The sequence below is a fragment of the Roseicyclus mahoneyensis genome (assembly GCF_003148775.1).
In the GTDB taxonomy this organism is placed as follows: Bacteria; Pseudomonadota; Alphaproteobacteria; order Rhodobacterales; family Rhodobacteraceae; genus Roseicyclus; species Roseicyclus mahoneyensis.
Genome location: NZ_QGGW01000001.1, coordinates 591,403 through 613,934, shown reverse-complemented (window position 1 = coordinate 613,934; position 22,532 = coordinate 591,403). Strand labels below are relative to the sequence as shown.

The following is a 22,532-nucleotide window of genomic DNA, read 5'->3' as shown; positions in this document are numbered from 1 at the left end:
CGCTAAATTCGCCCTTATGTCAGGGTCTGTGTCGTGTAGGTCATCGAGTTGCCCCGTGCTCATCATCGGTACCAATGGTTCGGATATTCTTGACGGCTCGGCCGATCCTGACGAGATTCAGGGTCTGGACGGCGACGACACGCTTTACGGGCATGGCGGCGAAGATACGCTTTTCGGCGGCGATGGTGACGATCTGCTGTTTGGCGGCGATGGCGATGATGTCCTCGACGGCGGTGCGGGAAATGACACGCTCTGGGGTGGTGGCGGGGCCGACAGGATCATCTTCGGCGATGGCTACGGCCATGATGTCGTGATGGATTTCGATGTGGTGGGCGGCACCGTCGGGCTTGTGGCCAGCGGCGTGACCTACTGGGAGGACGTGCAGGCGCGTCTGTTTGACGATGCCGACGGCACGGCGCTTCTGATCCTCGACGACGGGTCCTCGCTGCGTTTCGAGGGGCTGACGGTTGCCGACCTCGAACAGCATCACTTCAACCTGCCCAGTGCGCCGGTCTGCTTTGTGGCCGGAACACTGATCGCCACGGAACGGGGGGCGGTCTTGGTGGAGCGGCTTCGCATCGGCGATCTCGTGCAGACGCTCGATGACGGGCTGCAGCCGATCTTGTGGATCGGGCGGCGGCGTACCAGCTTTGGCCATCTCGCGCACCGTCATCAGCCGGTGGTGATCCGGGCGGGTGCGATGGGACATGGCCTGCCGTCGACCGACCTGCGGCTGTCGCCGCAACACCGGCTGCTGGTCGCGGGCCCCGACGGGCGGCGCTTTGCGCGGGGCGGGCTGGCAAAGGCCAAGGCGCTGTGCGGTCGACCGGGAATCGTGCAAGATACAGCCTGCACCTCGGTCGAGTATGTCCAGATCCTGCTGCCGCGCCACGGGCTGGTCTTTGCCAATGGCCTGCCGGCCGAGACCTTTTTGCCGCGCGCCTTTGCGCTTGCCAGCCTGCCGGAGGCCGACCGCGCCGACCTGTTGCAGCTGGTTCCGGGTCTCGCCGACGATCCCGATCATGCCTATGGCCCGCCCGCGCGCCCGATCCTGTCGGTCAGGCTGATCGAGGGCCTGCCGGAGCGGGCCTTGCGCAGCCTGCCGCATGATGTCGAACAGGCGGCGGCGGCATGACGCGGGCGGTCTTCACCTCGTTGCAGGGGGGTGATGCGCTCGCCGCTTCGGTCATTGGGATGATCGAGCGCGCGGGGGATGCAGCCGCCGCCGGGGCGCGCGTCGAGCTGCAGGCGATGTGCTTTGCCTTCACCGACCGGCGCATTGCGCAGGCGCTGGTCGATCTGTGCCACGCCCATCCGCAGCTGACGCTGCGCATCATCGCCGACTGGAGCCAGAGCGCGCGCGGTGCCCCCACCGTGCTGGAATCGATGGCGGACGAGGGGCTGCGCAACCTTTTCATCAAGTTCAAGCTCGATGTGCCCTACTACGCCGACGAAGATGGACGGCTGCGCTACAGCTATGGCGCGAGCCGGGGCATGCTGCATCACAAGACGCTTCTTCTGGTCATCGACGGGCAGCCACAAGCGATGACGCTTGGCAGCTACAACTGGACCGCCCGCGGGCGGCAGGCCTATGAAAACCTCGTGCTGACGGAGGATGATGCAATCTTGTGTCCCTTCGCCGAGGAGTTCTCGGCGCTTTGGGCCGATCACAGGCTGACCGCCGCAACCGAGCGTACGCGCCACATCATGGCCCGCCTCAAGTCCGAGGCCGCGCAGGGGCATGACCTGCACACGCCCGAACGTCTGGCCGATATCCTTGGCGTGGGCATGGCCGGGGACCGTTCAGTCCCCGGGCCGCGCCGCCTGGCCGATGCGGCCGTCATGGTGGCCTTTTCCGGCCGCAGCCCCGCCGCGAAGACCGCCACCGCCGGGCATGCGCCGCGCAATGACAGGCGCGCCATCGAGCTCCTTCGCCCCTCGGGCGCGCGCAAACCCGCGCCGCTCACGCTCAACACGCTGGGTCTCGAGGCAATCCGGGGCGTGCCCGGCGGGGCGTCGCTGCGGGTGGCGATGTATGCGCTGTCGGCGCGCGTGCCCGAGTTTGCCGCCCTGATCGAGGCCGCCCAACGGGATGTGCGGGTCGAGCTGCTGCTGGACGGCACCATCGGTGCGCGCACCGCCGAGGGGTTGCGCGACCTCGCCGCGCGACAGGGTCTGCCAATGACGGTTGCGACGACGCGGCGGCGGATGCACCAGAAATACCTGTGTTGCCTTGAGACCGGGTTGGTGCTGTCGGGCACCGCCAACATGACCGAGGATGCCACCACCCGCCATTCCGACCACCGCATTCTGTGGCGAAAGAACCCTGCGCTGGCACAGGCTTTTGCCGCCGATTTCGATACCATCTCGGGGCGCGTCGCGAGGGGCGGGCGCAAGGTGGCTTGAGAGAGCCGCGCCCGGATCTGCCGCGGTCTTGCCCGCTTCCGACTTCAAGACGGATCGGCAAAAAAAGATGGAGGCCCGCCGGGCGCCCCTCTCTTCCTTGTCCTCCGCTTCCGGACTTTCGGTTCTGCCTGCCCCTGTCTTCGACGCTCATGATCCTCGGATCACGTGCCGCGCCGTCAGGGGTTCGGGTCAGACCGCGCGATCGCGGACTGGCTTGCCTTGGTGCCTTTGGCACGCGCGGACGTCGGGGTCACTCCTGCGCGCCTTGCGGCATGGTCGGGTGATCCTTTGGTCTGGCTGGGCGCTTGGGGTGCTGGGACGGTTCCTTGGGGAACTGTTGGCTCTGACCTTCGGTCCTTGCGTCTGACGATCCCTGCCTTGCGGGCATGATCGACATCGACAAGGACGCCGGGGCGCCTCGTGTCCGGGTTTTCCCGTTTCGGGACGTGTCTTGCCCTTGACCCGTTCCGATTGTCGCCCTCGCCTGCAGCAGCAGATCTGGGCGACCACCGGGGTCGGGTTGCGGGCAGGTCACGTCTTTCGACGGGTCTACCTTTTCACGAAGCTCTGCCCGGGTGTCCTCGTCGATGTGTCACTTGCCTTTGGGGCAGGGGCGTCATCGGCGAAGGCCTGGGGCCAAAGCGTTCGGTTCCTTGCGGATCTGTCCTTTGCACCGTTGGGCGCTTGCAGACCTTGGGACCACCGTCGCACGCCTTGGGGCGCGCGGGGAGGTCGCCGTCGGTCGTGCGCATGCGTGCGGCACGTCGGGCAATCCGGTCCTTGATCTTGCGACCTGGCCCTGGCCCCTGTCGGTTCGGCACGCGATCTTTGGATCACGGCGTCTCGGACAGGGGGCAGGACAGAACGTCAAGACCGGAATCGGAGGGGGAAGAGAGGGATCCTTGCGGGCCTCTGCTTCGCACGCGCCGCGAGGGACGCGCCGACCGTTTCCAGCCCCGACCGTGACGGTCGATTGCGCCGGAAAGTGGGCGGCAGCGTGGAATCTGCGCCGCCCGCCGTCCGAAAGGGGGATCGCGCGCATCGCCGACTTCATTTTTCGAGGAATGCGCCGTTCAAAGGGCATGGAGGCCTTTACAATACCGCGCCACCGCATATCGAGGGCGCTGGGCCGCGTGCACGGCAGGGACGCAGACATGAACGACCAAGGGTTTTTCCTATTCCTGATATCGGCTTTGCCTTTTTTGGGCGCGCTGTTGCCGGGGATCATGATTCGCGCAGGCCGCAATGCCTGCGCCAGCTTCACCGCCGTGCCGACCGCGCTGGCCTTGGTGCTGCTGATGATTCTTGCCCCCGCGGTGCTGCGCGGCGAGGTGATCGAGGCCGAGATCGCGTGGCTGCCGCAGCTTGGCCTATCGGTGTCCTTTTTCCTCGACGGGTTGGGCCTGCTCTTTGCCGCGATGATTCTGGGCGTGGGTCTCTTGATCACGCTCTACGCCCGCTTCTACCTGTCGGGCGAGGACCCGATGGGGCAGTTCTATACCTATCTCCTGCTGTTTCAGGGCGCGATGCTGGGCATCGTGATTTCAGACAACATCTTGCTGATGCTGATCTTCTGGGAACTGACCTCGTTGTCGTCCTTCCTTTTGATCGGGTTCTGGAAGCATCTGCCCGAGGGGCGGCAGGGCGCTCGGATGGCGCTGGCCGTCACCGGGTCGGGGGGGCTGGCGCTGATCGGTGGCATGCTGATTTTGGGCCAGATCGCGGGCAGCTACCAGTTGACCGAGATCTTGCAGCAAGGCGACGCAATCCGGGCCTCCGAGTGGTATCTGCCCGCGCTGATCCTGATCTTGATCGGCGCCTTCACCAAATCGGCGCAATTCCCGTTCCATTTCTGGTTGCCGCACGCGATGGCCGCGCCGACGCCGGTCTCGGCCTACCTGCATTCGGCGACCATGGTGAAGGCGGGTGTCTTCTTGCTGGCGCGCCTCTGGCCGGTGCTGGCAGGGACAGAGGCGTGGTTCTACATCGTCACCACGACGGGCCTGATCACCATGGTGCTGGGCGCGCTGATCGCGCTGTTCAAGGATGATCTCAAGGCGCTGCTGGCGTTCTCGACGGTCAGCCATCTGGGCCTTCTGACCATGCTTCTGGGGTTCGGCACGACCGCCGCGGCAGTGGCCGCCGTATTCCACATCCTCAACCACCTGACCTTCAAGGCGGCGCTCTTCATGACGGCGGGGATCGTCGATCACGAGACCCATACCCGCGATATCAAGCGGCTGGGAGGCTTGCGCCACCTGATGCCCATCACCTTTGCCATCGGCACCATCGCGGCGCTGTCTATGGCGGGGATACCGCTGCTCAACGGCTTCTTGTCCAAGGAAATGATGCTGGAGGAGGCGTCACACACCGTCTGGGCGGGCAGTGCGCTTGCCGTGCCGGTTCTGGCAACGCTGGGCGCGCTCTTGTCGGTGGCCTATTCCTTGCGGTTCATCGTCCATGTGTTCTTCGGGCCCAAGCGCGACGATTATCCGCACAAGCCCCATGATCCACCTTTTGGTCTTTGGGCCTCGCCGGCGCTGCTGACGGTTTTGGTCGTGCTGATCGGCGTGATGCCCTGGCTGGCCGAAGGGATCGTGACGGCGGCCGCCAGTGCGGTGACGGGTGCCGATCTGCACCCGCATCTGAAGATCTGGCACGGGGTCACGCCCGCGCTGTGGATGTCGGTCATCGCGGTGCTGGGCGGGGCGGTGCTGCTGGCGCTGCACCGTCCGCTTGACCGGGCTTGGACCCTTGCACCGCGACCCGAAGCCAAGGCGATCTTCGACCGGCTTGTCGCCGCGGTGGTCGCCCTGTCGTGCACCATCACCGAGGCCACGCACAACGGCGCGATCAGCCGATACCTTGCGATTTTCGTGGTTGCCGCGGTGGCGCTCGGGGCTGCGGCCTTTGCGGGCTCCGGCCTGTCGGCGACGACGCGGGGTCTGTTGCCGGTGCCGCCCGTCATCGCGATCGGCTGGCTGATGCTGGTCGTGGCCTGCGCCTCGGTCGTGATCTTGCACCGCGAGCGCTTCACCGCGCTGGTGCTGATCGGGATCATCGGACTGACCATCTCGGCGGGTTTTGCCTATCTCTCGGCGCCCGATCTTGCGCTGACGCAGATCTCGGTCGAGACGGTGACGATCATGCTCCTGCTTCTGGCGCTGCATTTCCTGCCCAAGACGACGCCTGCCGAAAGCACGCTGGCGCGAAAGGCGCGCGACGGGGTGATCGCCGTCGCGGCGGGCGGAGGCGTGGGCGCGCTGGCCTATGCCTTCTTGCTGCGCGATATTTCGACCATCTCTCAGTTCCACCTCGACAACAGCTACGAGGGCGGCGGCGGGACCAATGTGGTCAACGTCATCCTCGTCGATTTCCGCGGCTACGATACCTATGGCGAGATCATCGTGCTGGGGATCGCGGGCATGGTGATCTACGCGCTGGTCCATGCGTTGGTCGGCGGCCCCGCAGGGCGTCGTCTGCGCGAGAGGGATTACTCACAAGATCTCTCGCGCGACCGGCACCCGCTGATGATGGTGGTCGTCACCCGTGTCCTGATGCCCATCGCCATCGTGGTCGGCGCCTATATCTTCCTGCGCGGCCACAACCAGCCGGGCGGGGGCTTTGTCGCGGGTCTGGTGATCGCCATCGCACTTCTGATGCAGTACATGGCCTCGGGCTTTGCCTGGACGCAGGCGCGCAAGCGGATCGAGTATCACACCATGATCGGCTTCGGCATCATCATCGCCGGGCTGACCGGGGCAGGGGCTTGGCTTTCGGGAACGCCGTTTCTCACCTCGGCCTATACCTATGTCCACCTGCCTCCGATCGAGGAATTCGAACTGGCCACGGCCATGTTCTTCGATCTGGGCGTCTTCCTGACCGTTCTGGGGGCGGTGATGCTGATGCTCTACAGCCTGTCGCGGATCGCGCGGCTTGCCGGCGAAACCGTGAACGCCGAGGCGATGGATTTCGATCCCGCCGACCGGGTCATCGACCAAAGACCGGGGGCCTGAGATGGAAATCCTTATCGCGAGCGCCATCGGCGTGTTGACTGCGGGTGGGGTCTACCTGCTGCTGCGCCTGCGCACTTTTCCGGTGATCCTTGGCCTTGCCTTGCTGTCCTATGCGGTCAACGTCTTTCTTTTCGCCAGCGGACGGCTGGCCATCGACCAGTCCCCGATCCTGGCGCGCTACGGTGAGGGGTCCTACACCGACCCGCTGCCGCAGGCGCTGGTGCTGACGGCCATCGTGATCTCCTTCGGGATGACGGCTGTTCTGGTGATGATCGGCCTTGCCGCCTACCTCGAGGCCGACAGCGACCGTATCGACATCGACCCGGTCGAAAGTCGCGATGATGACCAGCGCGGGGGGGCCGCGTGATGCACTGGATCATCCTTCCCGTCGTTCTGCCCGCGCTGCTGGCGCCCGTCATCGGCTTTGTCATGCGCCACGACATCGGGCTGGCGCGCATTGCGTCGGTCACGGGCACCGTGCTGTTGCTGGCCATTGCAATCGTGCTGGCGTGGCTGGCCGCAGGTGGCGAGACGCATGTCTACCGGCTGGGCGACTGGCCCGCGCCTTTCGGCATCGTGCTCGTGCTTGACCGGTTGTCGGCCCTGATGGTGCTGCTGACGGCCACGCTGGCGCTGATCGTGCTGATCCATGCCATCGCCACCGGCTGGGATGCGCGCGGCAAGCATTTCCACACGCTGTTCCAGTTCCAGCTCATGGGGATCTGCGGCGCCTTCCTGACGGGCGACGTGTTCAACCTGTTCGTGTTCTTCGAGGTGCTGCTGATTGCGTCTTACGGCTTGATGATCCATGCGGGCGGGCGCGACCGGATCAAGGCGGGCTTGCAATATGTCGTGATGAATCTTGCCGGATCGACCCTGTTCCTGTTTGCGCTCGGTACGCTCTATGCCTCGACCGGCACGCTCAACATCGCCGATCTGGCCGTTGTGATCCCCACCATCCCGGCGGAGGAGGCGGCGCTGGTGCGGGTGGCCGTGATCCTTTTCATGATCGTCTTCGCGGTCAAGGCGGCGCTTTTCCCGGTGCAGTTCTGGCTGCCTGCGACCTATGCCAACGCACCTGCCCCCGTGGCGGCGCTGTTTGCGATCATGACCAAGGTGGGCGCCTATGCGATCTTGCGCATCCACACCACGTCCTTTGGCCCCGGCATCGAGGCGACCGAGGATCTGGCGACGACATGGCTGTTTCCCGCCGCCATCGTGACCATTGCCATCGGCGCCTTCGGCGTTCTGGGGGCACGCCGCCTGATGCCGCTGATCGCTTTTTCGGTCGTGGGCTCGATGGGCACGCTGCTGGTCGCGGTTGCGGTGTTCTCGCCGCAAGCGACGATGGCGGCGCTGTACTATCTGGTCCATTCCACCTTTGCCGCCGCCAGCCTGTTCCTGATCGCCGATCTGGTGGTCACGCGACGGGCGGGCGACAGCCTGCGACCTGCGGCCGCTACGGTGCAGAACGGACTGTTCGCGGCGATCTTTTTCGGAGCGGCCATCGCCATGGCCGGCATGCCACCGCTCAGCGGATTTCTGGGCAAGCTGCTGGTGCTCGATGCCTTGCGTGAGCCGGGCACGATGGTCTGGGCCTGGTCGGCAATCCTGGGCGGGTCGCTGCTGACGATCGTGGGCTTTGCGCGGGCGGGCAGTGCGCTGTTCTGGTCGTCCACTGCGATGGCTGCAGGGCCTGCGGAGGGTCCGGCCGCCCGCCGCGCGACCGCAGGCGAGCTCGCCCCGGCCATGATCACGCTTGGGGTTCTGGCCGGCCTCGCGGCCTTTGCCCACCCTGTCGCGGGCTATCTTGAGGCGACCGCCGTACAGGTCTTTGACCGTGCGGGCTATGTCGCGGCTGTTCTCGGCCCCGTCGAGACCGAGGATGCGACCCCGATCGACACCGTGATCGAGCAGGAGGGCTGAGCCATGTTGCGCCGTCTGGTTCCCCATCCGCTTCTCAGCGTGACATTGCTGCTGGTCTGGCTTGGCCTCGTGAACAAGGTCACGCCGGGCAACCTGATCCTCGGGGCGGGCTTCGGCCTTGTGGTTCCGATGCTGACGGCGGCCTATTGGCCCGACCGCCCCCGCATCCGTAACCCCTTGGCGGTCCTCGAATTCGTGCTGATCGTGCTGTGGGACATCGTGGTCGCCAATGTGCAGGTCGCCCTGATCTTGCTGTTCCGGCCCGAGGCGAAAATCCGCTCGGTCTGGATCTGTGTGCCGATCGAATTGACCTCGGCCGAGGCGATCACGGTTCTGGCGGGCACCATCACCATGACGCCCGGCACGGTCTCGGCGACGCTGTCGGCCGATGCCACCTCCATCCTCGTGCATGCGCTCGACACCGATGACCCAGACGCTGTGCGGGACCAGATCAAGTCGCGCTACGAGCGGCGCCTGAAGGAGATTTTTCCATGATCGAGATGGCCCTTGTCTTCGCCGCCGCCTGCTACGGCATCGCTTTGGTCCTTGACCTGTGGCGGATCGTGCTCGGGCCGCATGCCGCCGACCGTATCCTTGCGCTGGACACGATGGTGATCAATGTCATCGCGTTGCTTGTGCTTTATGGAATCTGGCGCGGCACGGCGATCTATTTCGAGGCGGCGATGCTGATCGCGATGGTCGGCTTCGTGTCAACGGTTGCCTATTGCCGCTTTTTGCTGCGCGGCGACATCATCGAGTGAGGGGGAACGGATCATGAGCCTTGTGGGTGAGTTCCTGATCGCGCTGGCGCTGGTCATAAGCGGTATCTTCGGCTTTGTCGGATCCTTCGGGCTGGTTCGGTTGAAGAACACGCTGCAGCGGCTGCATGCGCCGACCAAGGCGACGACGCTGGGCGTGGGCGGCATGCTGATCGCCTCGATGATCTGGTTCTACGTCGAGAAGGATCAGTTTTCCTTTCACGAACTGCTCATCACGATGTTCCTCTTCCTGACCGCGCCCGTCACGGCGCATTTCATCGCAAAGGTCTACATGCTCCAGAGCCTGCGCAAGGAAGACCTGCCCGACACCAAGGGACCGCATGGCTGGTCGGTCTATGAGGATGCGCCGCAAGGTCCGCCCAAACCCTGACCGGGCCACAGGTCCAAGGGGCAAAAGGGGGAAACATGTCCGACATCATCACACCCGCGCAGGCAGCGGCGCGGGTTCTGGGGCACCATGAGGTCGCGCTGATCGACCTGCGCGAGGCCGGACCGTTTTCCGAGGGCCATCCGCTTTTTGCAGTGCCTTGCCCCTTCAGCGAGATGGAACTGGCCATAGGCGCGCTGGTACCGCGCCTGTCGGCCCCCATCATCTTGATCGACGGTGGTGACAAGATCGCCCAGATGGCCGCCGAAACGCTTGCCGACATGGGCTACAGCGATGTGTCGGTCGTCGCGGGCGGCACGCCCGCTTGGGCGGCGGCGGGATACACGCTCTACAAGGGGGTGCATGTTCCCTCCAAGACCTTGGGCGAGCTGGCGGAACTGGCGCTGCATCCGCGCCCCGTGGCGCCTGCCGATCTGGCAAAATGGCTGTCGGGGGGGCGTGACGTCTTGTTCTTCGACACGCGGCCCGCGGCGGAACATGCCAAGATGACCGTGCCCGGTGCTACCTGCCTGCCCAACGGGGAATTGCCCCATCGCCTCGACAGCCTGCCCGAGGGCCTGCCCATCGTGCTGACCTGCGCGGGCCGCACCCGCGGCATCGTCGGCGCGGCCAGCCTGTCGCTGATCGCGCCCGAGCGCGAGGTCTGGTGGCTTGAGGATGGCACGCAGGGCTGGCGGCTGGCGGGGTTCGATCTGGTCCGCGATGTGACACCCGCCGCCCTGCCGCCGGGTGACCCGGACTCCACCCGCGCCCGGGCGACGATGTTCATCGAACGGCACAAGATCCCCGAAGCAGGGGCAGCCGAGGTGGCGGCGATGCTGTCGGACACCACGCGCACAACCTATGTGCTGGATGTGCGCGACCCGGCCGAGACGGCGGCGGACCCGGTTCCCTGCGCCCGGTCCGCGCCGGTGGTCACGTTGGTGCAGGCGACCGACCTGTTCATCGGTCTGCGCCGCGCCCGGGTGGTGCTGGTCGACGATCTGGGTCTGAGGGGCGGTTTGGCGGCCTATTGGCTGCGCGCCTTGGGGTATGAGGTCGCGGTCTGCACGCTGACCGACGCGCTGCGCGACCTTCCGCCCGTCGCGCGCCCCGACCCCGCCATCGCCCCAGCGCCCCGGATTGCGGCCGATCGCGCGCTTGCCGATGTGGCGACGGGCCGGGCGCGTCTGGTCGATTTGCGCGCCTCAGCCGTCCACCGGAACGGCACGGTCGCAGGTGCGCAATGGTCGATCAGGTCGCGCCTGCGCGATCTGTCCGCGGGGCCCGAAGCGATCTACCTGATCGGCGATGCAAGCCCGCGCGCCGTTCTGGCGGCCACAACCCTGTCGGCACTGGGCCGCGCGGACGTGCGGGTGGTCGAGGGTGGCTTGCCCGCGCTTGCCGCTGCCGGGGCGGTGATCGTCGCGGGGGCTGCGATGGAGATGTCCGAGGCGGTCGATGTCATCAGCTTTGCCCATGGCCGTCATGACGGCGATGCCGATGCCTCGCGCCTGTATCTGTCGTGGGAAAAGGGTCTTGTCGATCAATTGAGCGCGGGCGAAGGCGCGCAGTTTCACCTCCGCCCCTGATCCGCAGGGCAGGCGCCTCTTGAGCCTGCGCGCCCTCCCGGTCTAACTGTCGGCATGTCCATCTTGACCGTCACGTTCAACCCCGCGCTTGATCTCGAGACCACGACGCCCGAGGTCATGCCGGGCGAAAAGCTGCGCTGCACGGATCCAGCGCGCGATCCCGGCGGTGGCGGCATCAATGTGGCGCGCGCCATCGTGCAGCTGGGCGGCGAGGCCACGGCGCTGGTGGCCGCAGGCGGCGCGGGCGGTGATGCGCTGGAGCGGATGCTGGCCGCGCATGACGTGCCCGTCTTGCGCCTGCCAGCACCGGGCGAGATGCGCCAGAACCTTTCGGTGATCGAGACGACGACAGGGCGCCAGTTCCGCTTCATCTTTCCCGGGCCGACATGGACGCCCGAGGATATGACGGCCGCGACCGAGGCCCTTTCAACGCATTGCGCGCCGGGGGATTGGGTGGTCCTGTCAGGCTCCCTTCCGCCGGGTGTGTCGCCGGGCGCGCTGGTCGATCTGGTGCGGCGGTTGACGGGGCAGGGCGCTAAAGTCGTCGCCGACACATCGGGCGCGGGGCTGGTGGCCTTGGCCGGGGCGCGGACGGGGATGGCGCTCTTGCGGGTGGATTTCGAGGAATCGGTGGCGCTGGCAGGTCGCGCCTTGCAGACCGCCGCCGACAGCGCGGCCTTCGCCGCCGATCTGGTGGCGCAGGGAGCGGCCGATGTGGTGATCGTCGCGCGCGGCGCCGAAGGCTCGGTTCTGGCGAGCTTCGAGGGGTGGTGGATGGCACCCGCCGCGCGGGTGCCGGTCGTCTCGCGCACCGGGGCGGGCGACAGTTTCGTTGCGGGCGCCGTTCTGGCCCTGTCGCGCGGTCTGCCCTTGCCCGAGGTGCTGAGCCATGGATGCGCCGCCGCAAGCGCTGCGGTAACGACGCCCGCCACGGAGCTGTGCGATGCGGCGATGGTCCAAGCCCTGCTGCCGCAAAGCCTTGCCCGACCGGTCTGAACCCTCTGAACGATTCGACTTGGCGTTGATTGGGGCAGAGGTTCTGACCCGTCTTGGCCGCCTTGTCTGAGCGCTCAGGACTGAAAGCGCTTTGGGATATAAGAGAGGACGGCGAATACGACTGTCTCGTTTGATTTACAGTTGAATATGTCAGGTTTACGTGACAGCCTGTAATCGGTGGCGGTGCGCGGTGTCTTGCGCAACGTCCGGGAACGGCGAGGCATCGTGCCCGCCGGTTGCAATCGCAAGAAAGGAGGGGCGGCGCATGTCCGACGATCCCGATAAGGTCTGGCCGACCGGTCTGACCCTGAAAGAAGCAGAAGAGGTACATAGCTACCTCATTGACGGCACACGCGTCTTCGGTGCGATCGCGCTTCTGGCGCATGTGCTGGTCGCCGTGTCCACGCCGTGGCTCGGCTGAAGGGAACACATCATGAATAACGCAAAGATGTGGCTCGTGGTCAAACCGACCGTGGGCGTTCCCCTGTTCCTCGGTGCCGTGGCCGTGGGGTCTTTCGCCGTCCATGTGGCGGTGCTGACCAACACGACTTGGGTTGCGGATTTTCTCTCCGGCAGTTCGGCCGGTGGTGAGACCGCTGCTCTGGCCACCGAGCGCGCAATCGTTCCGGCATCGGGTGAGGCGGCAGCCACGCTCCCGATGTATATCGAAGCGAATGCCGACGGCAGCCAGTCGCTGCGCGTGATCCTGCCCGATGGCCGGACCGCGACCTTGGTGGTGGATGATCTGACCCAGGCCGCATTGCGGTAACAGGGGCTGATCTGATGCCGAACGACCGTGACAAACGGGTCGGAGGCCGCGGCTGATCCCGCACCCCCGACTCGAATCCGGCCCGCCCCCGGACAGATGACGCACAATGGCGGAATGGACGTAAGACCCTGATGGCCAGCCTCCGCAGTACCGCGCTCAGCAAGATACAGGGCATCGCACCGCGATTCCTGCCCTTTGCCGATGTCGCGACCGAGGCCGTGCCGCTGTCGCGTCTGCTGCGCCTGTCGCTGTTCCAGGTGACGGTCGGCATGGCGCTGGTGCTGCTGGTCGGCACGCTGAACCGGGTGATGATCGTGGAACTGTCGGTTCCCGCCTCGCTTGTCGCGCTGATGATTGCATTGCCGCTGGTCTTTGCGCCCTTCCGCGCCTTCATTGGCTACAAATCCGACATCCACACATCCGCGCTTGGCTGGCGGCGCGTGCCCTACATCTGGAAAGGCACGATGCTGCAGTTCGGCGGTTTTGCCATCATGCCCTTCGCGCTTCTGGTGTTGTCGGGTTACCGGGAAGCGGCGGATGCCGCACCCTGGATTGGCCAATCGGCGGCCGCACTTGCCTTTTTGCTGGTGGGGGCGGGTGTGCATACCGTGCAGACCGTGGGTTTGGCGCTTGCCACCGATCTGGTCGAGGTCGAGGATCAACCCAAGGTTGTGGGCCTGATGTATGTCATGCTGCTTTTGGGCATGATCGCCTCGGCCCTGATCTTTGGCTGGCTGTTGCAAGACTACACGCCCGGAAGGCTGATCCGCGTGGTGCAGGGGGCGGCGGTCGTGACCGTGGCGCTGAACCTGATCGCCCTCTGGAAGCAAGAGCCGCGCGACCGTGCCCGTGCCAACCGGGTGGAGACCCATCCCGAGTTCATCGACGCCTGGCGGTTGTTCGTGCGCGGGCGGACGGCGGTGGGTCTTTTGATCGTCATCGCTTTGGGAACCATGGGCTTCGGCATGGCCGATGTGTTGCTCGAACCTTATGGCGGGCAGGTGCTAGATCTGTCGGTGGCCGCGACCACGCGCCTGACCGCCGTGCTGGCGGGCGGCGGGCTGGTGGGATTTGCCATTGCGTCCAAGGTATTGCTCGATGGGCATGATCCGCTGGACGTGGCGTGGTGGGGGGCCTTGATCGGCGTACCGGCCTTTGCCCTCATCATCGGATCAGGCCCGATGGGCGAGACGTCGATGTTCGTGATCGGCACCGCCTTTGCCGGGCTTGGTGCGGGGTTGTTCGGCCATGGCACGCTGACGGCCACGATGCGCAGCGCGCCGCGCGCGCAGGTGGGGCTGGCCCTTGGCGCATGGGGTGCGGTTCAGGCCACGGCGGCCGGCATCGCGGTGGCGCTTGGCGGGATTCTTCGCGACATGATCCTGACGCTGCCAAATGCCGACACCTTCCGCCCCGAGGCGGCCTATACGCCAGTGTTCACTCTGGAGCTGGCTCTTTTGCTGGCTGCCGTTGTGGCCATTTTTGCGCTGCGCCGCAAACAGGCGAGACTTTCCCAGACCATGAGCTATACCTGCAGCAAGGATGGACCGGATCCCTACGCTGTGCCCAGTGACCCCACGCCGCCAGACAGGCGGCCCTCAGGAGGAGAGCCACATGACCACCGTCGTCTCACGGCTTTATGATACGGTCGATACCGCGACGCGCGTCGCAGACCAGTTGCGCGCCAAAGGCTTTCCCGAAAGCACCCTGTCGGTCATCACGACGCCCGATGCCGGGCTGATCGCGGCCGCCCGCGTCGGTGAGGCCGCAACCGCCGCCTATGCGCGCGCGATGAAGGCCGGGCAGGCGCTGCTGGTCTGTCGCGCACCTGTCACGCCTTTCGGGGCTGCCCGCGTCGCCATGACCGTCGCCGACAGCGAGGCGTGGATCGATGCAGGACGGGGCAAGTGCAACGAATACATCCGCGAGGTCGCCGACCTCGACATGCAGACGCCGCGCATCTTGCCCAAGCATCCGCTCATGATGACGCGGGACGACTACGTCGGATCGGGCTGGGCAGGTTGGCGCATGTCCGACGTCTTCGGGTTCCCGACCGTGTCGCGTCGCCGCGATTACAAGCTGTCGGTGATGCAGGGCACGCGCTACATGTCGCGCGGGTTCTGGCCGCGCCCGCTGCTCAGCGCCAAACCGCGTCCGTCGCGTGTGATCTCGGGCGGGCGGTTGTTCCTCAGTTCGTCCCGGTCGGTCTCGACGCCGCACAAGTCATCGGTGATGTCGGGCCATCCGCGCATTTTCGAAAAGCTCGGATTTCGGGGCCTGTCGGCCCGTCGCTGAACGCTTTCGACCGTCTTGAAGAAGGCCGGGCAGGTGCCCGGCCTTTTTTCTTGGTCATTCTGCCGCCGCGCGCCGTGGCAGCACCCAGCCGGGGCGCACGAAATGGCAGGTGTAGCCGTGGGGGATGCGCTGCAGGTAATCTTGATGCTCGGGCTCCGCCTCCCAGAACGGGCCGACCGGCTCCACCTCGGTCACAACGCGGCCGGGCCATAGTCCCGACGCCTCGACATCGGCGATGGTGTCAAGCGCGCAGGCCTTTTGCGCCTCGTCGACATAGTAGATTGCCGAACGGTAGGACATGCCACGGTCGTTCCCCTGCCGGTTGGGGGTCGTCGGGTCATGGATCTGGAAGAAGAACTCGAGAATCTCGCGGTAGCTGATCGCGCTGGGGTCGAAGATGATCTCGATCCCCTCGGCATGCGTTCCGTGGTTGCGGTAGGTCGCATTGGGCACGTCGCCGCCGGTGTAGCCCACGCGGGTGGCGATCACGCCGGGTTTGTGCCGGATCAGCTCCTGCACGCCCCAGAAACAACCGCCGGCCAGAACCGCGCGCTCATGTTGGTCGCTCATGCCACATCCTCCACCTGATCCAGATAATCGCCGTAGCCTTCCGCCTCCATGTCGTCGCGGTGGACGAAGCGGAGCGAGGCCGAGTTGATACAGTAGCGCAGGCCGCCGCGGTCGCGCGGCCCGTCGGGAAAGACATGGCCCAGATGGCTGTCGCCATGCGTCGAGCGTACCTCGGTGCGGATCATTCCGTGGCTGATGTCGCGCAGCTCGGTCACATGGGCGGGCTCGATCGGCTTGGTGAAGCTGGGCCAGCCGCAGCCGCTTTCATATTTGTCGGCAGAGGCAAATAGCGGCTCTCCCGAGACGATGTCTACATAGATGCCGGGGGCCTTGTTATGCAGGTATTTGCCTGTGCCGGGCCGTTCGGTGCCCGAGGCTTGTGTAACGCGGTGTTGCTCTGGCGTAAGCCGGGCAATCGCGTCCGGGTCCTTGGTGTAGCGGGTCATGGTCGCTCCTGATCACAAGATAGGGGCAATATGGGGTCGCAGGCACCGCCTGTCCAATGGAAGGCCGACATGAAAACGCCCTGCGGGGGCACGCAGGGCGGTAAGGTCGGGCGAAAACGGAGTGTCGTGCGGGTCAGCCCCAGCTGCGCACCGGGCCGCAATCCATATGAACGAAGTTGGAACGCGCATAGCGCCCCACGCCGCCACCGTTGCAGGCACGGGCGGCGTTGAAGATCTGGTTGACCGAGCGGGAGTTGATCCGCAGATCCGCCGCCTCGCCCTGCATGTGGAGCGAATTGCGCGCGACGCCCGAGGACCGGCTGCGCAGCATGGCGTTGGTTTCCGGACTGCGGTAGCCCGACAGGAGCATGTAGGGTTCGGAGGTTTCGAGCAGACGGTGGGCTGCCGTCATGATGTCGATGGTGCGCGGATCGATCCTGTGGACCTGATCGTTGCGCCAGTCGCGCATGAAGTGATTGATCTCTTCCAGAGCGGGGGCGATGTAGTCACCCTCGATCCAATAGATCATGTTAATCGTTTCGCCAGCCCGACCGTTATACATGGTGATCCGGCGGATATCGCCTGCGCCGCGCAACAGGCCCGTGGCATTCGCCATCACCGGCGCCGCTGCCACAGCCGTAGCCGCGAACGCGCGCAACAAGGAGCGGCGCGTAAAGTTTATCGTCGTCATTGGTCAGATTGCCCCATCTTTTGCCCGTTCATGTCCCGCGAGTTCCTTGTGCCGGAACCTTCAAATTGCGTGCCATCCCCTCAGGCGCTGTGTGTTGGATGACACAAACGAAACATTTCTGAAAGTGCGAGTTGTGCACAGCCAGCTCCACCCCCCGCGTTTCGGCGAAATTTCGCCGGTTTGCCGATTCGACGGCAATCGAAATCCCTGCATATGCCGCCACTTGCCGGGTTTCGACCCGGTTGCCCCCACGCACCGGGGTTGTCAAAGGTCCGGACCTCGGATCAGAGTCAAGGCCGCGCCATGGCGGGAAATCCACCGTTGCATGATGGAAGCTAAGGGAAAAAACTTTCGACAAAGTGAATGGACAGCACGGTTTTTTCCCTCAAAGAATAGTGATAACTATTTTGCTCCGCCCGAAATTCCCGTTACAGGACGTCGCCGATGCCATTATCCTTCGCCCGCTCCACGCTCGTCGCAGCCTCGCTTGCGCTGGCCCCCGTCGTTCTGACGATGGTGCTGCCAGTGCCCGCATCGGCGCAGGCGTTTTCGGCATTGCGGCAGTCCATAGCCGAGGCTGCAGCGGCCGATGAGGCGCTGGTGGCGTTCTACCGAGACCGCGATTTCGAACCGGTCTGGACCGTGTCCGAGGCCGCCGACCGCCGCAACGCCCTGTTGCGCGCACTGGAGCAGGCGGGCGCGCATGGCCTGCCCGTCGCCCGCTACGAGACCGAGGCGCTGCGCGCAGCCTTCCGCGACGCCACCAACCCGTGGCTGCGCGGTCAGGCCGATGTGATGGCGAGCCGCATTTTCCTGCAATACGCGCAAGATGTGCATGGCGGGTTCCTAGACCCTTCCACCATCATTCCCGACATCTTTCAGGATCAGCCTCACCGCGACCCTTATGCGCTGATGACGGAATTCCTCGACAGCAACCCGCACCAGTACATGGCGCAGCTGCCGCCGCAGACGCCGGGCTACACGCGGCTGATGCGTACCAAGTTCGAGCTAGAGGATCTGGCCGCCAATGGCGGCTACGGTCCGACCGTCCAGGCCGGAAGCCTGCGTCCGGGCGATGCCGGTCCCGCGGTGGTGCAGTTGCGCAACCGCCTGATGCGCATGGGCTATCTGGACCGCTCAGCGACGGCCGAATACGACAGCACGTTGCAGGCGGCCGTTGTGGCCTTTCAGACCAACCACGGGATCACCGCCGACGGCATCGCAGGCGAGGCGACGATCCGCGCCGTGAACCGCTCGATCGAGGATCACTGGAACGAGATCGTGCTGTCGATGGAACGGCACCGCTGGCTCAATGACGGGCAAGTCCATGACCGGCTGATCTTCGTGAACCTGACCGATTTCCACACCCGTGTGATCGATGATGGCGAGGTGACCTTTATCACCCGTTCGGTCATCGGCGCGCGCGACCGCCAGACGCCCGAGTTCTCGGACGAGATGGAGCATATGGTCATCAACCCGTCGTGGTATGTGCCCCGATCGATCGCGCAACGCAGCTATATTCCGGGCATCCTTGCCGGGCGCGGCACTTACATGCAGCTCCTCGCAGGCGGGCGGCCTGTGAACCCGGCCAGCATCGACATGAGCCGTTACACTGTGAACAACTTTCCCTTCGACTTGCGCCAGCCCCCCGGGCCGCGCAACGCGCTGGGGACGGTCAAGTTCATGTTCCCGAACCGCCACGCGATCTACCTGCATGACACGCCCGAGCAACACCTGATGAACAGCGACGTGCGCGCCTATTCCTCGGGCTGCATCCGGCTGGCCGACCCGCATGAGTTCGCCTATCACCTGCTGGAGCGCCAGACCGACGATCCGGTCGGCCTGTTCCAGGGCATCCGCGCCACCGGCGAGGAAACCTATGTCCACCTCGATGTGCATATCCCGGTGCACCTGACCTACCTGACGGCCTGGGTGGAATCGGATGGCCACATCCAGTTCCGCAACGATATCTACGGACGCAATGCGCGGCTGTCGCAGGCTGTGCAGGCGCTTGGGGTGGTCATGCCCGAGGCATCCAGCTAAACCCTGTCCCCGCGGCACCAGAGGCGCGGGGATGATATGGCAGGCTACAGCATCAGGGATATCGCGGCCTCTCTGGGCGCACAGGCGCTGGGGGATGACAGCATCGTCGTGACCGGCGTGGCCGAGCCGGGCCTTGCCGGCCCTGACGATCTGGCCATGGCGATGAGCGCGCGCTATGTCGCCGCGCTTGCGACGGGCCACGCGCGGGCGGCGGTGATCGGGGCTGGGATGGATTGGCGTGCGCTGGGGCTGGAGGCCGCCATCGTGGCACCAAGGCCGCGTATCGCCATGGCCCATGTCACGCGCGCGATGGACCCCGGTCCGCGGATTGCGCCCGGCATCCACGCCAGCGCGGTGATCGACCCGACAGCCGTGATCGGGCAGGGGGCTGCCATCGGCCCCTTCGTCGTGATCGGCGCGGGCGTGCGGATCGGCGCGCGCGCCCGGATCGCCAGCCATGTCTCCATCGCCGAAGGTGCAGAACTGGGCGATGATGCGCTGATCTTGCAAGGCGCGCGCGTGGGCGCACGGGTCGTCATCGGCGACCGGGCCATTTTGCAGCCCAATTGTGTCATCGGCGGCGATGGGTTCAGCTTTGTCACCCCCGACACCAGCCAGGTGGAACGCACCCGCGCCAGCCTCGGTCGGGCGGATGCGGCGGTGGACCCGCAGGGCTGGACGCGCATCCATTCGCTGGGATCGGTCCGGATCGGCGACGATGTGGAGATCGGGGCCAATGCCACCATCGACCGCGGGACGCTGGCCGACACCACCATCGGCGACGGCACCAAACTCGACAACATGGTCCATATCGGCCACAACTGCCGGATCGGGCGCGACTGTCTGCTGTGCGGGCAGGTCGGCATCGCGGGCTCTGTCACCCTCGGCGACCGCGTGGTGTTGGGCGGCCAGACCGGCGTCGCCGACAATTTGGAGATCGGATCCGACGTGGTGGCGGGGGCATCCACCATCATCTTGTCCAATGTTCCCTCCGGCCGCGCGCTTCTGGGCTATCCGGCGGTGCGGATGGAAACGCAGGTCGAGATGTACAAGGCGCTGCGTCGCCTGCCGCGTCTGGCCCAGACGGTCGCAGCCTTGCAGAAAGCCGTTTTCAAGATGGACCGGACGCCGTAGATGACGCCCAAGATGGCAAGAGGGTGTAGGCATGACCGATAGCGTCAAGGACAAGGTGATCGCGATCATCGCCGAACAGGCGGTTCTGGAACCCGGTGACGTGACACCCGAGGCGACGTTGTCCGATCTGGGCATCGACAGCCTCGGGCTCGTGGAATCGATCTTTGCCATCGAGGAGGCTTTCGACATCCAGGTGCCGTTCAACGCCAATGAACCCGACCAGAGCGAGTTCGACATCTCGTCGGTCGCTGCCATCATCGCCGCCGTCGAGGGGCTGGTCGCCGCGCAGAAGGGCGCCTGAGCGCCGATGCGCCGCGTCGTCATAACCGGGCAGGGCACGATCAATGCGCTGGGGCAAGATGTGCCCGCAACGCTTGAGGCGATGCGCGAAGGGCGCTGCGGCATCACCGATCTGGAGCTGCGCGACGTCGACCGGCTGAGCATCAAGATCGGCGGTCAGGTCAAGGGATACGACCCCGAGGCGCTGTTCAACCGCCAGCAGATCGCCCTTTACGACCGTTTCACGCAATTCACCCTGATCGCGGCACGGCAGGCGCTGGATGGCTGCGGCCTGTCCTTTGCGGGCGAGCTGGCGGCGCGCTCGGGCGTTGTGCTGGGCACGGCGGGCGGCGGCGTCAACACCTGGGACGAGAATTACCGCACCGTCTACGAGGAGGGAAAGAACCGCGTCCATCCCTTCGTGGTGCCCAAGCTGATGAACAATGCCGCCGCCTCCCATGTCTCGATGGAATGGAACCTCAAGGGGCCCAGCTTTTCCGTGGCGACCGCCTGCGCCTCGTCGAACCACGCAATGGGGCTGGCCTTTCAGCTGATCCGGGGCGGTGCCGCCGATGTCATGGTCACGGGCGGCTCCGAGGCGATGCTGTCCTTTGGCGGCATCAAGGCCTGGGAAGGTCTGCGCGTCATGTCCAAGGACGCCTGCCGCCCATTCAGCGCCAACCGCAACGGCATGGTGCAGGGCGAGGGTGCGGCGGTCTTTGTGTTCGAGGAATACGAACACGCCCGCAAGCGTGGTGCCCAGATCCTGGCCGAGGTGGTGGGCTTCGCCATGACCTCGGATGCCGCAGATATCGTGATGCCGTCGAAACAGGGCGCCGCGCGCACCATCGCGGGCGCGCTCAGGGACGCCAAACTCAACCCTTCGGACGTGTGCTACATCAACGCCCATGGCACCGGCACGGCGGCCAACGACAAGGTGGAATGCGCGGCCGTCGCCGATGCCTTCGGTCACCACGCCGACAACCTGATGATTTCCTCGACCAAGTCGATGCACGGCCACCTGATCGGCGGCACGGGTGCCGTGGAACTGCTGGCCTGCATCATGGCGCTGCGCGACGGGATCATCGCGCCGACCATCGGCTACGAGGAACCGGACCCGGAATGCGCGCTCGACGTCGTGCCAAATGTGGCGCGCGAGGCGCAGGTCGAGGCGTGCCTGTCGAACGCTTTCGCCTTTGGCGGGTTCAACGCGGTTCTGGCGCTGCGCCGCGCGCCCTGACCCCCGGCGATCCCCGAAACGCGAAACGCCCGCCCCGTGACAGGGCGGGCGTTGTCATGATGACCTGTTCCGATCAATCCGCGGCGGGCGCTTGTCCCTCGGCGGCGCGCAGCTGTTCGAAGAGCGCGATGGCAGCCTCATTGCGGGCCTCGAGTGCCGCGAACCCGGCGGTGAAACCCCGCAAGGAGGCTTGCAGCTGAACGACCTGATCCGGGGCCGGCAGCGGCACCAGAGCCACGAAGGCTGCGCCACCGGCACGGAAGGACGCCAGATTGGACTCGGTCAGGCCCAGCCGCGCGAAACAGCCGATGGGCTGGCAGAAGGAAAAGGGAAACTCGGCCCAGTTGCCGGTGTCCACCCGCAGGCGCAGGCCCGGTGTCAGCAGCGTGTCGAGCGGCGTCACGATGGTCGCGCCGGCAACGACCTCGCCCTCGTTGGGCAGGTCGAACACATTGAACTCGGCCACCGCACCGCCATTCTCGTCGAGCAGGAGCTGGTAGAGCTGGCAAGGTTCGGGCTGGCCTTCCTCGGCCCGGATGCAGCGAACTTCCCAATCGCCATGCGTCTCGGCGACATAGGTCTGACCCACGGGCAGGACTTCTTGACCGATCGGAAGGCCATCCTCGACAGGGGCGGCTTCGGTCTGGGCAAGGGTTGTCATCGGCAGTGCGATCAACCCGGCCACAAGCGTTGCCACCAAGGGGATGCGAACAGATTTCTGAACTGACATGCGCGGTTATCCTTTCGCGGCGTCGATATGGTCGCGCCAGTCGCTACCATGCTGCGCGGGCGCTGTCAGGGTCAAAATCGACAGTTACGAGGCGGATTGGCGGGGCTTTGCCGGCCTAGGTTGGCCGCCGTTCCAAAAAAGCGAAAGGGCCCGAAAACCCGGACCCTTTGCATTTTTTTTCTTCTCCCTGTCGGACTGGCCGACGTTCTGGACGGGACGCTATGTCAGACCACCGCATCCGTCAACCATCCAA

General features: G+C 65.5%; 22 protein-coding genes. 18 read left to right on the top strand and 4 right to left on the bottom strand.

The window, feature by feature from the left end:
* Nucleotides 1-55 precede the first annotated feature (55 nt).
* The 14 genes from C7455_RS03045 to C7455_RS02980 all read left to right on the top strand — a co-directional run bounded on the left by C7455_RS03045 (nt 56) and on the right by C7455_RS02980 (nt 15,146).
* On the top strand, nt 56-1,135 hold the full coding sequence (locus C7455_RS03045) for a Hint domain-containing protein (protein ID WP_170118979.1): 1,080 nt from the start codon (nt 56-58) through the stop codon (nt 1,133-1,135).
* The gene (locus C7455_RS03040; RefSeq protein WP_109665299.1) at nt 1,132-2,406 is read left to right on the top strand and encodes a phospholipase D-like domain-containing protein; all 1,275 of its coding nucleotides are present in this window, start codon (nt 1,132-1,134) and stop codon (nt 2,404-2,406) included. Before C7455_RS03045 ends, C7455_RS03040 begins: the two co-directional genes overlap by 4 nt.
* Nucleotides 2,407-3,560: 1,154 nt before the next feature.
* Nucleotides 3,561-6,422 carry a monovalent cation/H+ antiporter subunit A gene (locus C7455_RS03035; RefSeq protein WP_109665298.1) on the top strand — a complete coding sequence of 954 codons (2,862 nt, stop codon included), beginning with the start codon at nt 3,561-3,563 and terminating at the stop codon, nt 6,420-6,422.
* Nucleotide 6,423: 1 nt separating this feature from the next.
* Nucleotides 6,424-6,789 carry a Na+/H+ antiporter subunit C gene (locus tag C7455_RS03030; protein ID WP_109665297.1) on the top strand — a complete coding sequence of 122 codons (366 nt, stop codon included), beginning with the start codon at nt 6,424-6,426 and terminating at the stop codon, nt 6,787-6,789.
* Entirely contained in the window at nt 6,786-8,348 is a 1,563-nt protein-coding gene (locus C7455_RS03025) for a monovalent cation/H+ antiporter subunit D (protein ID WP_109665296.1), read from the top strand. The genes C7455_RS03030 and C7455_RS03025 overlap by 4 nt, the downstream gene beginning before the upstream one ends.
* Before the next feature lie 3 nt (nt 8,349-8,351).
* A complete protein-coding gene (locus tag C7455_RS03020) occupies nt 8,352-8,843 on the top strand; it encodes a Na+/H+ antiporter subunit E (protein WP_109665295.1) in 492 nt (163 codons plus the stop codon).
* Complete coding sequence (locus C7455_RS03015) at nt 8,840-9,109, top strand: K+/H+ antiporter subunit F (protein ID WP_109665294.1); 270 nt, start codon at nt 8,840-8,842, stop codon at nt 9,107-9,109. Before C7455_RS03020 ends, C7455_RS03015 begins: the two co-directional genes overlap by 4 nt.
* Before the next feature lie 13 nt (nt 9,110-9,122).
* Nucleotides 9,123-9,497: a Na+/H+ antiporter subunit G gene (locus tag C7455_RS03010; RefSeq protein ID WP_109665293.1), complete on the top strand. Its 375-nt coding sequence runs from the start codon at nt 9,123-9,125 to the stop codon at nt 9,495-9,497.
* Nucleotides 9,498-9,532: 35 nt separating this feature from the next.
* A complete protein-coding gene (locus C7455_RS03005; RefSeq protein ID WP_109665292.1) occupies nt 9,533-11,086 on the top strand; it encodes a rhodanese-like domain-containing protein in 1,554 nt (517 codons plus the stop codon).
* Between the two features lie 54 nt (nt 11,087-11,140).
* Complete coding sequence (locus C7455_RS03000) at nt 11,141-12,082, top strand: 1-phosphofructokinase family hexose kinase (RefSeq protein ID WP_109665291.1); 942 nt, start codon at nt 11,141-11,143, stop codon at nt 12,080-12,082.
* Between the two features lie 265 nt (nt 12,083-12,347).
* Complete coding sequence (gene pufB, locus C7455_RS02995) at nt 12,348-12,503, top strand: light-harvesting antenna LH1, beta subunit (protein ID WP_109665289.1); 156 nt, start codon at nt 12,348-12,350, stop codon at nt 12,501-12,503.
* 12 nt (nt 12,504-12,515) lie between these two features.
* Entirely contained in the window at nt 12,516-12,851 is a 336-nt protein-coding gene (locus C7455_RS02990; protein ID WP_109665287.1) for a light-harvesting protein, read from the top strand.
* A 131-nt stretch (nt 12,852-12,982) separates the two neighbouring features.
* Complete coding sequence (locus tag C7455_RS02985; protein WP_109665286.1) at nt 12,983-14,494, top strand: PucC family protein; 1,512 nt, start codon at nt 12,983-12,985, stop codon at nt 14,492-14,494.
* Nucleotides 14,466-15,146: a hypothetical protein gene (locus C7455_RS02980; RefSeq protein WP_109665284.1), complete on the top strand. Its 681-nt coding sequence runs from the start codon at nt 14,466-14,468 to the stop codon at nt 15,144-15,146. Before C7455_RS02985 ends, C7455_RS02980 begins: the two co-directional genes overlap by 29 nt.
* A gap of 54 nt (nt 15,147-15,200) precedes the next feature.
* On the opposite strand, the gene msrA is transcribed toward C7455_RS02980, so the two are convergent.
* From msrA to mepK, 3 genes are all read right to left on the bottom strand, one after another.
* The gene (gene msrA, locus C7455_RS02975; RefSeq protein WP_109665282.1) at nt 15,201-15,716 is read right to left on the bottom strand and encodes a peptide-methionine (S)-S-oxide reductase MsrA; all 516 of its coding nucleotides are present in this window, start codon (nt 15,714-15,716) and stop codon (nt 15,201-15,203) included.
* Nucleotides 15,713-16,162: a peptide-methionine (R)-S-oxide reductase MsrB gene (gene msrB / locus C7455_RS02970; protein ID WP_109665280.1), complete on the bottom strand. Its 450-nt coding sequence runs from the start codon at nt 16,160-16,162 to the stop codon at nt 15,713-15,715. The genes msrA and msrB overlap by 4 nt, the downstream gene beginning before the upstream one ends.
* 133 nt (nt 16,163-16,295) lie before the next feature.
* Complete coding sequence (mepK, locus tag C7455_RS02965; protein WP_109665278.1) at nt 16,296-16,853, bottom strand: peptidoglycan L,D-endopeptidase MepK; 558 nt, start codon at nt 16,851-16,853, stop codon at nt 16,296-16,298.
* A gap of 444 nt (nt 16,854-17,297) precedes the next feature.
* On the opposite strand from mepK, the gene C7455_RS02960 reads away from it, so the two are divergent.
* From C7455_RS02960 to C7455_RS02945, 4 genes are read left to right on the top strand one after another with little or no spacing between them, the layout of a single operon-like run.
* Nucleotides 17,298-18,896 carry a L,D-transpeptidase family protein gene (locus C7455_RS02960; RefSeq protein WP_109665276.1) on the top strand — a complete coding sequence of 533 codons (1,599 nt, stop codon included), beginning with the start codon at nt 17,298-17,300 and terminating at the stop codon, nt 18,894-18,896.
* 36 nt (nt 18,897-18,932) lie between these two features.
* Nucleotides 18,933-20,030, top strand: coding sequence for a UDP-3-O-(3-hydroxymyristoyl)glucosamine N-acyltransferase (gene lpxD, locus C7455_RS02955; RefSeq protein ID WP_109665274.1), 1,098 nt, complete (start codon nt 18,933-18,935; stop codon nt 20,028-20,030).
* A 31-nt stretch (nt 20,031-20,061) separates the two neighbouring features.
* Complete coding sequence (locus C7455_RS02950; protein WP_109665272.1) at nt 20,062-20,331, top strand: acyl carrier protein; 270 nt, start codon at nt 20,062-20,064, stop codon at nt 20,329-20,331.
* A 6-nt stretch (nt 20,332-20,337) separates the two neighbouring features.
* Entirely contained in the window at nt 20,338-21,549 is a 1,212-nt protein-coding gene (locus C7455_RS02945) for a beta-ketoacyl-[acyl-carrier-protein] synthase family protein (protein WP_109665271.1), read from the top strand.
* A gap of 73 nt (nt 21,550-21,622) precedes the next feature.
* On the opposite strand, the gene C7455_RS02940 is transcribed toward C7455_RS02945, so the two are convergent.
* Nucleotides 21,623-22,279 (bottom strand): invasion associated locus B family protein, encoded by a 657-nt coding sequence (locus C7455_RS02940; RefSeq protein ID WP_109665269.1) that lies wholly within the window; start codon nt 22,277-22,279, stop codon nt 21,623-21,625.
* Between the last annotated feature and the right edge of the window lie 253 nt (nt 22,280-22,532).